Genomic DNA, 15450 nt, shown 5'->3' with positions numbered 1-15450 from the left:
GAAGCGTCAGCGGCAAAGCGAGTAGCCTGGAACGGAAATCACCTTCATTTTGACTAAATATTCACAAAGAGTCCCTTAACTATTTCATTTTTCAACACTATGAAAAAAGCAAACGGTATAATCGTTTGCTTTTTTTATCAATAAATCTTAATGTTGGAAATTTTAAATGCCCCATAATCATCTACGATAATGGTATAAGTTTTATAGCGATCATAGTACTCATAGTTTCCCTGAGCATCATAAAAGTCAAATGTTTCATTCATATCAATATAATATTTGCCATTTGAAGATTTTACATCTAAAACTTCATTGTTTGTAAAATAAAAATAATGTCCCTTGTTTGCTATGTCATTGACATAATTCTCAAGCTCTTTGTAAGCGCTACTGCCTTGAGCTAACATATCCGCTATCCAGTAAAAATCACCGTCATTTAGCGCCATTTCGTAGTACATTCTGAAGGACTGTATAAATTGGCCTGCTAAAAGAGCTTCTGTATTCTTATCAGCTTCCATAGGGGACTGTTGGCTATACCCTTTATTGGCTATAGAACGGATCTCATTAGCAGAAAGTGGTTTGGTAATCCAGCTATCAAACTGTTCTAACATGCTATAGAGAGGGATAGAGAATGCAAAATTCGTGCTGGTATCAGTCGTATACAGAAGTGAATTAATACCAATGACATTACCTGTCGTCACATCTACTAAAGGACCTCCGCTACTACCTTTATCAATTTGAGCATCGACCTGATAAATTTGTTTATAAATAAAGTTTTCAAGCTCCATATCGCGTTTATTCCCCGTAATGTAACCGATAGAAGCTGAATTTTCAAATCCCTGAGGACTACCAAAGGCGATAACCTCTAAGCCAACAGGAGATTCATTTTTTTCGATTTCAAGAGGTGGAACATTCTGATAGCTTGGGATATGTAATAATGCAATGTCATATCTATCCGATATACCTATAACAGTTCCAGGAGACTCCTGCCCCTTTGAATTACGAATTTTCACTTCAACCTCGCCCTGAACAACATGTGCGTTTGTAATAACATATCCGCCATTTTTATATAAAAAGCCTGAACCCTGCCCATTTGCTGTAAGTACAGTAAAGACCTTTTGTTGCACCTCTTTTATAAGCGTCACACGATCTACCTGCTGCACATAATTCTTTTGTTTCTTTGAAAGCTCCTCTGAGGATACTTGGAGGGCATTCAATTTTTCCTTATCATTAATTTCCTGATAGGAATTCTCTTTTTGTTTTGAACTTGTGAAATAATCCCAATAGGCATAGCCAAGCCCGCCAATTGATAAAAAGCATATGGATAAAACGATAATAGCCCAAATGGGAATACCCTTCTTAGCGACCGCTGAATGATGCAGATTTTCACCACATTCGGCGCAAAATTTACTATTTGTCAGATTTTTATGCTGACATTTTGGACATTTCATCCTACCACACTCCTGTGAAATATTTACTATTTTTATCGACAAGTCAATTAGTTTCTATAGATATTATTGACATATATTTCTCGTTAGGATGATTATTGGGAGCAATGCTAGTTCATTTCATAAAAAAGAGAAGTATCAAAAATACCTATTGACCTTAACGCTGCGTAAAGGTTTACAGTAACATTAAATGGAGGTGAGAAAATGGAATATACAATTCAAGAGCTTGCGCAAATGTCAGGAGTGAGTACTAGAACGCTTCGTTATTATGATGAAATTGGGCTATTGAAGCCAGGGCGAACCAATGATGCTGGCTATCGATTTTATGGGCAGTTTGAGGTTGATATGCTACAGCAGATTTTATTTTATAGAGCATTGGATATGAAACTGGCTACAATCCAACAAATTATTCAAGCATCTGATTTTCAACCTAGAGAGGCACTTGAAACGCATCGTGCTGCTTTACTTAAACGTAAGGAGCAGCTTGAAAGAATATTACAAACAGTGGAAAGAACTATACAATCTATTGAGGAGGAACGACCAATGGCAAATGAGGAGAAATTTAATGGATTTAAAGAGAAGTTAATCGAAGAGAATGAAAAGCAATATGGACAAGAAATTCGTGCAAAATATGGTGATGATCAAGTGGACGCTTCAAATGCTAAGCTAATGAATATGACAGAGGAACAATATCAGGCAATGCAGCAACTTGAACAGCAGCTATTTGATCGTTTAAAAGAAGCGATGGAAATTGGAGATACAAACAATGATGTGGCAATGGAGGTAGCGGAGCTTCATAAGCGTTGGTTGTGCTTTACGTGGTCACAATATTCCAAAGAGGCTCATGCGGGAATTGCTCAAATGTATATGGCGGATGAACGCTTTACAGCTTATTATGATGAACGCATTGCTAAAGGAGCAGCACAATTTTTACATGATGCTATCATTCATTATACAAAAAAATAAGTTGAAACCTCCTCATGCTTGCATGTTTTAGAAATAGTAATTTAGGAAAAAATGAGGGTATGAGGAGGAGATTTTTTTGAACCCACAAGTAATGGAAAAATTAAAAAAGCAATTAGAGCAGGAATTACAGGAGATAGAAAAGCAGCTTGAGGAATCGGAGCGACCACAGGCGACAGAGCTATCTAATTATGATAATCATCCAGCTGACAATGCGAGTGATTTAACGGATCAGTTAACGGAAATGGCAATTGATGAGCATCGAGGTGACAATGCTGAGGAAATAAAGCGGGCACTTCAAGCGATGGAGGAAGGATCATATGGTAAATGTGCTGTATGTGGAGAAGAGATTCCTATTGGTCGCTTAGAAGCAATGCCGAAAGCATTAACATGTGTTGAACATGCAGAACAAAAAGCTGACGAGTTAAGACCAGTAGAAGAAGACGTGTTGTCTGCTAATTCAAAATCGGATGATTTCCTAGAGCTTGAGGAATTTGGCTCTTCTGATACCCCACAAGATAAAAGTTTGTAAGCATTTCAACTCCAAAGCAGTATAATAGCTGTATGGGGTGAGAATATGGACATAATTGATTTACACTGTGATGCATTATGGAAATTAACAACGTTAGAAGATGTCAAATTTGAAGATGATGCACAATTGGCTACCAATCGAGGAAGATTACAATTAGGGCAAGTAAAGGCACAGGTATTTGCTATTTTCATCAATCCTAAAGTTCCACAAAGCCAGCAATTTTTAGAAGTAGTGCGCCAAATTGAAGCCTTTCATACACATGTATTACAAACGGAGGGCATGGTACACATTACTGATTGGTCACAATTAGATACTTTAGCTCCACATGAAATTGGAGCTATTCTAAGCTTAGAGGGCTGTGGTTCAATTGGTGAGGATTTAGCAAAGCTTTCTGTAGTATTAGATGCAGGCGTAAAGCTTGTTGGACTCACATGGAATGAAGAAAATGCCGTAGCCCATGGTGCTGAACAAGATGCAACCCTTGGTTTAAAGCAATTTGGAAAAGAAGTTGTTAACTTACTAAATGAGCGGGATATTATTATTGATGTCTCTCATTTAAATGAACAGAGCTTCTGGGATGTGCTACCATTGGCGAAGCATATCATCGCTAGTCATAGTAATGCACGTGCTCTTTGTGACCATCCACGAAATTTAACGGATGCACAAGTAAAGGCACTAGTAGAGCATGGTGGACATATTCATCTGGTCTACTTTCCTACATTCATCGGTAAAAATGCTACAATGGATGATTTAGTAGCGCATGTCAAACATCTAGCCAATATAGTGGGAATAGAACATCTTGGACTAGGTTCTGACTTTGATGGGATAGATGCTACTATAAATGGATTAGCACACGCTGGAGAGGCACAAAATCTACTAGAGGCTTTAGGTGAACATTTTTCAATCGAGGAAGTTCGTGGTATTGCAAGTCAGAACTTTCGACGCTATGTAAAAAATGCAGCTACCCGTTAAGGTGCTGCATTTTCTTTTTTCAGAAGTTAATACTATTAAATGAAATAATGAATTAATAAACCGATTCCTAAGAGGAAGCCGAAGAATGTATTGGTTTGCGCTGTGAATTTCATGGCAGGCATTACTTCTTTAGCTTCTTTTTTATCGCGGAAAATTTGAATCGCACGAAGCGGTTTTGGCACACTTAAGAAAATGATTAAAGCCCAAAATGTAATACCGTCAATGGCTACTAGAGCGATTACCCATAGGTACGAGATAATAAAAAAGCCAGATAGTACAGAAATAGCACGATCACGACCTACTAAAATGGCAAGTGTTTTTCGTCCACCCTCTGTATCGCCTACGATATCACGGATATTGTTGGATAGCATGATAGCACCTACTAAAATCATACTTGGTACCGATAGTAAAACAGCATCAAGTGTAACTGTAAGCGTTTGAATATAAAAGGCGATTAAGACAATCCCCATCCCCATTACAGCACCAGATACAATTTCTCCAAAAGGTGAATAGGCAATAGGATAAGGACCCCCTGTATATAAAAATCCAATAAGCATACAAACGAGGCCAACAGCAGCTAGCCACCAAGAGGTAGAGGCACATATGTAAATGCCAAGTAGCATTGCGATTGCATAAAAGCTTAATGCAATGATCATAATTGTTTTTGGCTGAACACCATGACGAACAATGGTTCCACCAATACCGACAGAGTGCTCGTTATCTAATCCCAGCTTGTAATCGTAATATTCATTGAACATATTCGTTGCTGCTTGTATAAGCATACTTGCAATGAGCATAGCAAAAAATAGTCCAAAATCAATTGTTTGTTTTTCAATTGCTAGAGCAATTGCTGTCCCTAAAAATACTGGAACGAATGAAGCGGTTAAAGTGTGTGGGCGTGTTAAATGCCACCAAACTTTAAAACCCCTATCAGCTTCAATGACTTTGGTCATAAGGTCTTTCTCTCCTTCAAATGTTGTCGACTCTTCTTATTTTAAACGAAGATTGAGAAAATGGGTAGGTTCACAGCTTATTACATACAGTTCCATTGAAAAAAGTGATACAATAGAACATGCATTTATGAGCTGGAGATAATTTATGTATTTTATAGCAATCGTACGAAAAAAAGATTGTCTTACATATGTACGACGATTTTTTGAACGAATCAAGTAAAGGCTAGGTAGACGTCATGAATGTTTTTGTGTGCAAAAAAAGAGGGTTAGAAGAAATGATGGACTCTGTCCCCCACTGCAAAACCTAAGCACAATCAAACATTACACACATTGTCTCTGATAAAAGATAGAGAAACAGTTACAATGCCAAATATGATTGTTGATGTACATTGCAACAACGGAGGTAATTTTCATGCAACAGAAGTGGTACCAAGCCACAGAAGTAGAAGTGGACTCTTTGGGCCAAAGCCTTCATTTTTATATGGAAACAATTGAGGTTAGTCGCTTATCTGCGCTAGCATTTTATGCAGCGGGCGAGGGGAATTATAAAGGTGAACGATTTTATTGGCAAAATAGAGAAAAAACAATGACATTAGTAGGGCTAGGACATGCCTATACAATTCAGAATAACGCCAAAAATGATCGCTATGATGCCGTAGAGGCAGAATGGAAAAGCTTAACGAAGAATTGTATAAAGGGGCAGAGCGAGCTACAGCCAATTTTGTTTGGTGGTTTTACATTTGATCCACAAAATAATGTAGATGGAGAATGGACCAACTTTCCAGAGGCTTTTTTTGCACTTGCCACATATCAACTTGTTATTCGAGATGACAAAGCCTATGTCAGCATTCATCTCATTTCAAAAGAACAGCAGGCAGAGGATCAATTTGAAGCGTTACGTAAAGAGAGAGATCACTTAATTCATGCTGCTCAAGTAAAAGAAGTGAAAACGTATTCAAAGCCTGAAATAACAAGTTATTATGAGCCCTATAAGGATCCGTATCTTGCATCCATTGACCAAGTGACAGCACTGATTAAGCAAAAAAAGGCAGATAAAGTTGTGATCGCGCGTTCCCTTGCATTGCAATTCAAAGAGCATGTTTCTTCACCTCAAGTACTGTCACAGATTATTCATGAACAGCCTGAGAGCTATTTATTTGGTTTAGAGCGTCAAGATTTATTGTTTTTTGGTGCGTCACCTGAACGATTAGTAAAGGTAGAGAATGGACGTGCCTTTTCATCTTGTATTGCTGGCTCCATCAAACGTGGAAAGACAGCAGAAGAAGATGAAGCCTATGGTCAAAGCCTATTGAATGACCCGAAAAATGGTGGCGAGCATCAATATGTGGTCGACATGATTGCGGACACATTCCGTAAAAATTGTGTCGATATGAGGATACCTGACAGTCCTCGCCTCCTAAAAATCAGAGATATACAACATCTTTATACTCCTGTTGAAGGTCAGTTAAATAGTGAAGCTACGATTTTACAGCTGACAAAGTCCTTGCATCCTACCCCTGCTCTGGGCGGTGTTCCAAGAACAGAGGCGATGGCAGCGATCCGTAAGTATGAGCCTATGAATCGAGGTCTTTATGCTGCACCAATTGGTTGGGTAGATGCGGAAGGCAACGGAGAATTTGCAGTAGCCATACGTTCGGCTGCTTTACTGAAAGATAAAGCTTACTTATACGCTGGTGGCGGAATAGTTGCAGATTCAGAGCCACAATCTGAATATGAGGAAACATTAGTGAAATTCCGCCCGATGCTACGTGCGTTAGGAGGACATTTAAATGAATGAAAGGGAGACTTTAACAGATTACGTTTATCATATGGTGGCAGCGCTTGCGCAAGCTGGTGTAGAAAATGTTGTAGTTAGTCCAGGTTCTCGCTCTACGCCTTTAGCTTATGCCTTTGCTTCTACGAAACAGCTTCATTTGTATCGCCAGGTTGATGAACGATCTGCTGCCTTTTTTGCATTGGGAATCGCAAAGGCTACAGCAAAACCTGTAGTACTATTATGTACATCTGGAACAGCTGCGGCAAACTATTTTCCTGCCATAGTGGAAGCAAGTTATGCTCGTGTACCTATAATTATTATTACAGCGGATCGTCCACATGAATTACGAGAGGTGGGAGCACCGCAAGCGATAAATCAGCCAAATTTATATGGTTCACATGTAAAATGGAGTGTAGATTTCCCATTAGCAGACAATGCTGCACCAACACTGCCGTTTATCGAGCGCCATATCGCACGAGCAGTAGCCATTGCGACAAGTGCACCATTTGGACCAGTGCATATTAATGTACCATTCCGGGAGCCATTATTAATTGATTTCCGAGATGAGTTACCAGAAACAACATTTAAACAAAGTAGGATGGCTCAGTTAATGCCTTCTGAGGTGGCTCAGCAAGAATTATCTTCCATTTTACGAGCATCAGAACGAGGCTTTGTGATTATTGGGGAACTGTCACTTGGTACTGACTTAACAATTATGTGGAATTTTGTTCGCCAGTTAAAATGGCCAGTTATAGTCGAGAGTTTATCAAACATGCGTACATCAGTACCAGAGGATTGTTTACCTTATATCATCACAACTTATGATGCTATTATGAAGAGTGATGAGTTTAAGGCGCTTGTTAAGCCGGATACAGTGCTTCGCTTCGGTGCACAGCCCGTTTCTAAATTCATCATGCAATTTATTACAAACTCACAGCCAACTGCTTATATTGTAGTCGATGAAGATCCGATGTTCCGAGACGCTACTAGTGTCTCTACTCATTTTATTCATGCGGAGATTGGAGAATGGCTGACGAATTTAGAAATCTCTGATACTGCACTAGAGACACAATATTTAGCTGAATGGCAGGATGCGAATGATATAGCGCTTGAATACATTGAACACTATTCCGAGGCTGCTATAGATGAGGGAGCAATGGTAAGTCGATTATTAAGGTTTATTCCAAATGGCAGTGATATTTTTGTGAGCAGCAGCATGCCCGTGCGTGATATTGATACGTTTTTAATGGCAACACCGAAAGATCTTCGTATCATTGCAAATCGTGGAACGAATGGTATTGATGGTGTCGTATCAACAGCAATGGGATTTAGTCAGAGGAATAACCGTGAAACCTATTTACTAATTGGCGATTTAGCCTTTTTACATGATATCAATGGTCTTATTGCATCAAGGTATCAACAATGTAACCTAACAATCATTGTTATGAACAATGATGGTGGCGGTATTTTCTCTTATTTACCACAATCCACTGTGGGAGCACATTATGAAGATTTATTTGGTACACCCACTGCCCTTGAATTTAATGATGTTGCTCAGATGTATGACATGGACTACATCCGTGTAGAAGATATTTCGGAGCTTTCCGAGAAGTTTTCAATTGTAAAAACGCGTCCATTGCGCTTGCTTGAAATTTTCACAGATAGAGAAGAAAATGTTTATGCACATCGGGCACTATGGAATCGCATTAATGCGGGGTTAAAAGCATGGCAAAGCTAATGATTCGAGGACTTGAAACACATGTAGAAATTTGGAACGAGAGAGCACAGCAAACGCTCGTTGCCCTACATGGTTTTACAGGTAGTACGACTTCATGGCGAAATTTAGCGAAAGCTCTGCCACATATACGATTGATTGCGATTGATTGCATTGGGCATGGTCAAACAGCAGTACCTAAGGAAATCAGTCGTTTCTCCATGGATGAACAAATCCAAGATTTAGAAGAAGTAATTAGCCAGCTGCAGCTAGAGAGATTTACGCTGATAGGCTATTCAATGGGGGGAAGAATTGCATTATCGTATGCAATCGCCTACCCTGAGCGAATCAAAAGGCTTATTTTAGAAAGTGCTTCTCCTGGTTTACGAACTTCACAGGAGCGTTCTGAGCGTTGTGCGAGAGATAACGCTCTAGCTGAAAAAATTATGAATAATGGATTACAATCATTTGTGAATACATGGGAGAACATCCCTTTGTTTGAATCCCAAAAATCTTTACCAGACAATGTAAGACGAACGATTAGGACAGAAAGGCTTTCTCAGAAGGTGGAGGGCCTAGCGGGAAGCTTACAAGGTATAGGAACGGGTAATCAGCCATCAAATTGGATGTCATTAGCAGAGCTTGAATTTCCTGTTCTTTTAGTAACGGGCGCACTAGATGAGAAGTTTTGTAAAATTGCACTAGAAATGAAAGCGTTATTAAAAAATGTTAAGCATACGACAGTAAATAACGCTGGACATGCAATTCATGTGGAAAATCCCGCTGAGTTTGCTACAATAATAGAGGAGTATTTAACGTAATCAATTTACGTTGGTGCCTAGACAATGAACGAGGATTATATATGATTAGGAGGCAATTCAATGACACGTCAATGGACTACTTTACATACTTATGAAGACATCAAGTATGAATTTTATAACGGTATAGCAAAAATCACGATTAACCGTCCAGAAGTACGCAATGCATTCCGACCAAAAACGGTAATGGAAATGATTGATGCTTTTTCACGTGCACGTGATGACAAAAATGTTGGAGTTATCATTTTAACTGGTGAAGGTGAACATGCTTTCTGCTCAGGTGGAGATCAAAAGGTTCGCGGTCATGGCGGCTATGTTGGAGAAGATGAGATCCCACGTCTAAACGTTCTGGACTTACAACGTTTAATCCGTGTAATTCCAAAACCTGTAGTAGCGATGGTTGCAGGCTATGCAATCGGTGGGGGACATGTATTACATGTGGTATGTGACCTAACAATTGCGGCTGACAATGCTCGTTTTGGACAAACTGGACCAAAAGTTGGTTCATTTGATGCTGGTTATGGCTCAGGCTATCTTGCACGTATTATTGGTCATAAGAAGGCACGAGAAATTTGGTATTTATGCCGTCAATATGATGCACAGCAAGCACTTGATATGGGATTAGTGAACACTGTTGTTCCTTATGAGCAATTAGAGGACGAGACTGTACAATGGTGTGAAGAAATGCTACAAATGTCACCGACTGCTCTACGCTTCTTAAAAGCAGCAATGAATGCAGATACAGATGGTTTAGCAGGTCTTCAACAAATGGCTGGCGATGCTACACTTCTTTATTACACAACGGATGAAGCAAAAGAAGGCCGTGACGCATTTAAAGAGAAACGCCAACCAGACTTCGGTCAATTCCCAAGATTCCCTTGATTAATTGAAGGTTTGAAAAGCTCGTATCTGATTAGAGATACGAGCTTTTTCTATGTAGAACGGATGGAGTGGCGGATAGACTCATCTAAATGATGGATAGAATGGACGAAGTGGTGGATTGGTTGCCCTAATTGAGGGGTTGGCGGCCAAAATTGATGGATAGAATGAATAAACTCGTTCAAATAGACGGATGATACTAGAAAGCGGTAAGATAAAGAGTGATAGGAGGGTCAACAAGATGTATCCAAATTGGATTTTACAGCGAGCATATTTAACACCATTACGAAATGCTTTAACATATAAAGAACAAACATGGACATTTCAACAATTAAATGAATTATCTATTCAACGTGCTAGTCAACTTACAGCCCTTGGCATCAAGCAAGGAGACCGTATTGCAATAATGGGACCAAGTAAGCCGGAACTTGTCACTATGATCTATGCGTGTATGCATTTACAGTGTGAAATGGTTATGCTAAATCGTAGATTATCTCAGGCTGAAATAGCTTATCAGCTAGAGGATTCCGAGGCAATGGTTGTTTTAATTGCAGACGAAGATATTGAAAAATTACCATCGCATGCATCTCACCTACTGTTTTCTGCCATCGAAAAAAGTATAGAAGCCTCTATCGAGATTACAAAGGAATGGTCTTTACAACAAACAACATCTATTATGTATACATCTGGTACGACAGGTTTTCCAAAGGGTGTTCGTCAAACAGTTGGTAATCATCAAGCTAGTGCAACATCCTCTGTCCTTAATATAGGTTTACAAGCTGACGATACTTGGCTATGTGCTGTACCGTTATTCCATATTAGTGGTTTTTCTATTTTAGTGCGCTCACTTTTGTATGGCAATAAAGTTCATTTATATGATTATTTTGATGTAGAGGCTATTTCACAAAATATTATAGATGGCAATGTCACACATATGTCAGTGGTCGCTGTAACCTTGGAAAGAATTTTACATACACTTGAGCAGCGAAATGCTCAAGCCTCACCACATTTTAAGCTGATGTTAGCAGGCGGTGGACCAGTACCAGTTGATTATTTAAAGAGAGCCAAAGCGTTACATTTAGCAGTAGCTCAAACGTATGGCATGACAGAAACCTCGTCACAGACAGCCACATTAGCAAGCGAGGATGCGATGTCTAAAATTGGTTCAGCAGGAAAGCCTTTATTTTTTAATCAAATTCGTATTTCTGAGCCGAATATCAATGGTGAAGGTGAAATTTGCATACGTGGACCACATGTTACCCCAGGCTATATTGGCCGTTTTGCACAAAAAAGTGCAACCATTGATGATTGGCTGTATACAGGAGATATTGGCTATTTGGATGATGAGGGCTATTTATTTGTGATTGATCGTCGAGCAGATTTAATAATTTCTGGTGGTGAAAATATTTATCCTGCTGAAATCGAAAACGTACTACTTACACATCCCGCGGTTAAGGAAGCGGGCGTCTGCGGCATTGAGGATGGGGAGTGGGGACAGGTTCCAATTGCCTTTGTTGTTTTAAAAGATCAAATACAGATAAACGATTTATTATCATTTTGTCAAAAATCCCTTGCTAGATATAAAATACCAAAAAAAATTATCATTACTGATGAACTTCCTCGCAATGGTGCGAATAAGCTACTACGCAGAAAATTAAAGCAATAACATAAAAAAGAAGCCTTCAAAAGTGAGGGCACTGAAAAAGTCGATTTGCCACAAAAATTGTGATGCAAATCGACTTTTTTAGTTTTCAAATCTAACAAAAGACAAATTTCTAATATTAAAAAGTGAAGTTTTTAGTTTCTTCGATTTGTGGTAAAAATCTTTTTTATTTATATGCTTTTAGAATTAAATTAATCATTTATTAACATAATAAGGAATGTTAGGCATAAACTATTTAGTAAAGGAGAATGGCTCATATGAGAAAATATATATATAATGCTGTCATTATATTATTTGTTCTACAAATGAGTCATGTGCAAGTATTCGCAAACTATGAACATAAAAATATGGCAACAGCTAATTCAATACAAACACTACAAAATCTCATTCAATACGAAGTCATGCAGTTATCTACTAATTTTGATATTCGATATAGTGGTGATACATCAAACATTAAAGATGAACTATCTGATCTTATCAAACAGACAATTCAAGATCCATATATATATGCCAATATTTCTAGTTTTAAATGGAAGTATGATGGCTATGCCAATAATATAGTCATTAGCTTTGAGTTTACGTATCATATTACACCCGCAGAAGAAGCATTTGTTGAACAGACTTTGAAAAATATTATTGCGCCAATGTATGGATTAACTGAATTGCAGAAGTTACAGGCTGCACATGATTTTATTGTTTTATCTGCCGAGTATTCAAAGGAAACGAACGGAAGTCAATATTCTCCTTATACATTATTAACGGAAAATAAGGGAGTATGTCAGGCCTATGCACTAGTGCTTTATCGAATGTTAGAGATGCTGGGTTTTGAGGTGCAATATGTACCAGGTAAAGTAGGGGAACAGCTACATGCTTGGGTCTTAGTGAAGCTAGACAATGACTGGTATCATATTGATGTGACATGGGATGATCCATTGCCTGATCGCAAAGGGGAGGTACGTTATCAATATTTTTTAGTTTCTGACCGACAGCTAGCACAGGATCACTCATGGGATTATGCTAGTTTTCCAGCAGCAAAAAGTGAAGCTTATGTTGATTTGCAACGCACCAGTAAGGTGGAGGAACTGCCAAGACAAATACTAAATAATGATTTTTCTTCTAATAAAGGAAAGGTTGTAATCGATAATAATCAAAATCATTTAAAGAGCTTGATAGTAAGGCCGGCGCAATTAAAAATGCCCCATAAAAATAAGGAAACAGATCAGTTACTTCAAGCCAAATGGCAATCCATTTTTTTAGAAGCAATCTCTGTGCAGATGAAGGATTGGCAAAAGAAAAACTATGAAGCTGTTAACACGGAGAGCTGGCTAACAAGTATTTATAGAACAGAAAAACGAATGCCGCAAGAAAAATACGTCATACTAAAGGAGGTGTCCCATCTGATTTTAGGGGCACCTCCTTACTCATTTATTTTTCTGTACTTAAAGCTGTTTCTAATGTTTTGATATTTTTATTCATCAGTGTAAAGTAAGTTTCTTTATTTTTAACATCATCTGCTGTTAAAACACTTAGATTATGCAAAACAAGGGATTCTGCTCCCACTTCTTTTTGGATAACCTCGGCTAATTTAGAGGAAACGTTTTGCTCAAATAAAATGTAATGAATGTGTAGGTCATTTGCTTTATCGACAATCGCTGTAAGCTCTTTTTGAGATGGTTCATTTTGTGAATTCAAACCGGCAATCGGCATTTGGGTTAAGCCGTACTGACCTGCAATATAGCCAAAGGCAGCGTGGGAGACGAAGAAAGTCTTTTCAGGGGCCTTATCCGCCATCGCTTTAAAGGATTGATCTAATTCCTGCAGCTCCTTCACTAGTGCTTCATAATTAGCTGTAAATGTAGCTTTTTGTTCTGGCATTTTTTCACTTAAAGTATCCTTAATTGAGAGTGCTAAATCCTGACTGATAGTAGGAGATAGCCAAACATGAGGATCTATACTTCCGTGATCATGATCGTCATGTCCATGTTCATCCTCGGAATGACTATGCTCTTCTTCTGTTGCTGCATCATGTTCATGTTCGTCTTCGTCATCAGCATGTGTGTGGCCAGTGCTTATCGCTAATTCTTCATCTGAAATATGATCGGCTGTTGCAATCATAGTTACATCTTCTTTAGCGAGCGTTTTTTTAGCATTTTCAACAAAGCCTTCTAATCCTAAACCAATATAGAAAAATATATCAGCGTCTGCAAGCTTCATCATATCTTTTTGAGTTGGCTCAAATGTGTGCTCATTGGCACCAGCCGGATAGATAGAAGACACCTCAACAAAATCGCCGCCAATTCGTTCAGTAAAATAACTTAAAGGATAAACCGTTGTAAAAATAGTCATTTTCTCTTTATTCTCTGATTGTTTGGGGGATGTAGTTGATGATTTATCCCCGCAGGCAGCGGTGAATAAAGAAAGAACTGTAACTAAAAACAAGAAAAATGCTTTTTTCATATTATTATATACCTCTTTCAAATAGTAATCATTACGATTTGTTTTTTAGAACAGTTACTATCATAACGCACATCTGAATAAAGTACAAGAAAAAATGACCCTCGAAAATTAATTTTTTTTCGAAGGCCATTTTTCAGGTACTGGATCAAAGCCTCCAGGATGTAATGGATGGCATTTTAATACACGTGTAATTGTTAAAAAAAATCCTTTGATGGCACCATGTTTTTGAAAGGCTTCAAGCCCATATGAGGAGCATGTGGGGTAAAAGCGGCAGGATGGCGGCGTCATTGGTGAAATGAATTTTCTATAAAACTTTATGAGCCATATAAAGGGATATTTCATTGCTGCTGATCCTTTTGTTGCACATTGACTTGCTCAGGCTTAGCATCAATTGTTTGTGTTAAAAAGCTGCCTTTTTTCTTCAAAAGAACGATGACTGAAACGCCAAACATTAGCATCATCATTGCAATCATAATAATTATTGGTAAGGGTACCCCCATAATGTTCACTCCAAATTCTATTTGATAATGTTAGTATAAAAGAATTGTATTGAAAATTGTACTAATTGAATTTATCCTCATTTTGTTGAAAGCTTTGTTGCGGTTTTTCATCGATTGTATGTTTAAAGGCATATGCACGGTTGACACTGATAATCGTAGCAGCCGTTATTATTATGACTATGATTACTGCAACAATTAAGAGCGTAATTAAACTCATGGCATTCACTCCATTCCTATTCATCATTTTCTATTATAAGGTAGATACTCATGTAATTTGTGAAGGAAGTTTGACATTCCAGCGAATAAAACAGCACTTTTACCACCATACTATGGTAAAAGGAGTGTTTTATAGAGATGGATCGCCAGCGAGTATATTTTTCACTAGCCGATAAAACGTATTATACAAACCCGCAAGCAGGACCGTGGAATTTTGAGCTTAATATAGATCGACAGGCATTGGATGTTTTTGAAAGAATTTTTCAGCAAATGCAATTGCTTGAAATTTCAAATGCCTGGCGTGCACAATTACCTTATTTGCAATATCACTTAGATCGGGAAAATGATGAAATAGATTTACGATTAATGAAAATTTATGCACTTATTCATGAATATGGGGATGAGGATACGAAGGCCTTTGTGGAACAGTTACCTTACTTCAATAAACGTGTATAAAAGTAGAGGGTCACTGAATTGAGTGACCCTCTTCATGTGTGTGCCCGGCATGCGCAACAACTAGGTGGTGAAAGTCCACTACAGACTTGGCAGTAGGAACTGTTAGCG

16 protein-coding genes are annotated in these 15450 nt (G+C 38.3%); 10 read left to right on the top strand and 6 right to left on the bottom strand.

Annotation, left to right across the window (positions count from 1 at the left end; translation table 11 throughout):
- Positions 1-137 precede the first annotated feature (137 nt).
- Positions 138-1445, bottom strand: a complete 1308-nt coding sequence (locus AC3WOM_RS25075) for a trypsin-like peptidase domain-containing protein (protein WP_492448817.1) — start codon at positions 1443-1445, stop codon at positions 138-140.
- A 201-nt stretch (positions 1446-1646) separates the two neighbouring features.
- On the opposite strand from AC3WOM_RS25075, the gene AC3WOM_RS25070 reads away from it, so the two are divergent.
- From AC3WOM_RS25070 to AC3WOM_RS25060, 3 genes are all read left to right on the top strand, one after another.
- Positions 1647-2408, top strand: a complete 762-nt coding sequence (locus AC3WOM_RS25070) for a MerR family transcriptional regulator (protein ID WP_492448816.1) — start codon at positions 1647-1649, stop codon at positions 2406-2408.
- Between the two features lie 76 nt (positions 2409-2484).
- On the top strand, positions 2485-2937 hold the full coding sequence (locus AC3WOM_RS25065; protein WP_427549706.1) for a TraR/DksA C4-type zinc finger protein: 453 nt from the start codon (positions 2485-2487) through the stop codon (positions 2935-2937).
- A 45-nt stretch (positions 2938-2982) separates the two neighbouring features.
- On the top strand, positions 2983-3909 hold the full coding sequence (locus AC3WOM_RS25060) for a dipeptidase (protein ID WP_427549708.1): 927 nt from the start codon (positions 2983-2985) through the stop codon (positions 3907-3909).
- Positions 3910-3944: 35 nt separating this feature from the next.
- On the opposite strand, the gene AC3WOM_RS25055 is transcribed toward AC3WOM_RS25060, so the two are convergent.
- A complete protein-coding gene (locus AC3WOM_RS25055) occupies positions 3945-4862 on the bottom strand; it encodes a 1,4-dihydroxy-2-naphthoate polyprenyltransferase (RefSeq protein WP_427549711.1) in 918 nt (305 codons plus the stop codon).
- A gap of 412 nt (positions 4863-5274) precedes the next feature.
- Here AC3WOM_RS25055 and AC3WOM_RS25050 point away from each other — a divergent pair, with 412 nt between their 5' ends.
- The 6 genes from AC3WOM_RS25050 (at position 5275) to AC3WOM_RS25025 (ending at position 13176) form a co-directional block, all read left to right on the top strand.
- A complete protein-coding gene (locus AC3WOM_RS25050) occupies positions 5275-6660 on the top strand; it encodes an isochorismate synthase (RefSeq protein ID WP_427549712.1) in 1386 nt (461 codons plus the stop codon).
- On the top strand, positions 6653-8377 hold the full coding sequence (gene menD / locus AC3WOM_RS25045) for a 2-succinyl-5-enolpyruvyl-6-hydroxy-3-cyclohexene-1-carboxylic-acid synthase (RefSeq protein WP_492448815.1): 1725 nt from the start codon (positions 6653-6655) through the stop codon (positions 8375-8377). Before AC3WOM_RS25050 ends, menD begins: the two co-directional genes overlap by 8 nt.
- Complete coding sequence (menH, locus tag AC3WOM_RS25040) at positions 8365-9174, top strand: 2-succinyl-6-hydroxy-2,4-cyclohexadiene-1-carboxylate synthase (protein ID WP_492448814.1); 810 nt, start codon at positions 8365-8367, stop codon at positions 9172-9174. The genes menD and menH overlap by 13 nt, the downstream gene beginning before the upstream one ends.
- 60 nt (positions 9175-9234) lie before the next feature.
- Positions 9235-10053, top strand: a complete 819-nt coding sequence (gene menB / locus AC3WOM_RS25035; protein ID WP_427549718.1) for a 1,4-dihydroxy-2-naphthoyl-CoA synthase — start codon at positions 9235-9237, stop codon at positions 10051-10053.
- A 238-nt stretch (positions 10054-10291) separates the two neighbouring features.
- Positions 10292-11716 carry an o-succinylbenzoate--CoA ligase gene (locus AC3WOM_RS25030; protein ID WP_492448813.1) on the top strand — a complete coding sequence of 475 codons (1425 nt, stop codon included), beginning with the start codon at positions 10292-10294 and terminating at the stop codon, positions 11714-11716.
- Positions 11717-11970: 254 nt separating this feature from the next.
- Positions 11971-13176 carry a transglutaminase domain-containing protein gene (locus AC3WOM_RS25025; RefSeq protein ID WP_492448812.1) on the top strand — a complete coding sequence of 402 codons (1206 nt, stop codon included), beginning with the start codon at positions 11971-11973 and terminating at the stop codon, positions 13174-13176.
- Here the strand turns inward: AC3WOM_RS25025 and AC3WOM_RS25020 are convergent.
- The 4 genes from AC3WOM_RS25020 to ytzI all read right to left on the bottom strand — a co-directional run bounded on the left by AC3WOM_RS25020 (position 13139) and on the right by ytzI (position 14887).
- Positions 13139-14170, bottom strand: a complete 1032-nt coding sequence (locus AC3WOM_RS25020) for a metal ABC transporter solute-binding protein, Zn/Mn family (protein ID WP_492448811.1) — start codon at positions 14168-14170, stop codon at positions 13139-13141. The genes AC3WOM_RS25025 and AC3WOM_RS25020 overlap by 38 nt on opposite strands.
- Before the next feature lie 108 nt (positions 14171-14278).
- A complete protein-coding gene (gene yidD, locus AC3WOM_RS25015) occupies positions 14279-14512 on the bottom strand; it encodes a membrane protein insertion efficiency factor YidD (RefSeq protein ID WP_492448810.1) in 234 nt (77 codons plus the stop codon).
- A complete protein-coding gene (locus AC3WOM_RS25010; RefSeq protein ID WP_427547896.1) occupies positions 14509-14670 on the bottom strand; it encodes a hypothetical protein in 162 nt (53 codons plus the stop codon). Before AC3WOM_RS25010 ends, yidD begins: the two co-directional genes overlap by 4 nt.
- A 61-nt stretch (positions 14671-14731) precedes the next feature.
- Entirely contained in the window at positions 14732-14887 is a 156-nt protein-coding gene (gene ytzI, locus AC3WOM_RS25005) for a YtzI protein (RefSeq protein ID WP_427547898.1), read from the bottom strand.
- Between the two features lie 137 nt (positions 14888-15024).
- On the opposite strand from ytzI, the gene AC3WOM_RS25000 reads away from it, so the two are divergent.
- On the top strand, positions 15025-15342 hold the full coding sequence (locus AC3WOM_RS25000; protein WP_427547900.1) for a transposase: 318 nt from the start codon (positions 15025-15027) through the stop codon (positions 15340-15342).
- Positions 15343-15450 lie beyond the last annotated feature (108 nt).

Source organism: Lysinibacillus sp. FW301-JW8 (assembly GCF_058788755.1).
The sequence above is the reverse complement of the archived record's forward strand: the minus strand, read 5'-3'. Positions and strand labels throughout refer to the sequence as shown.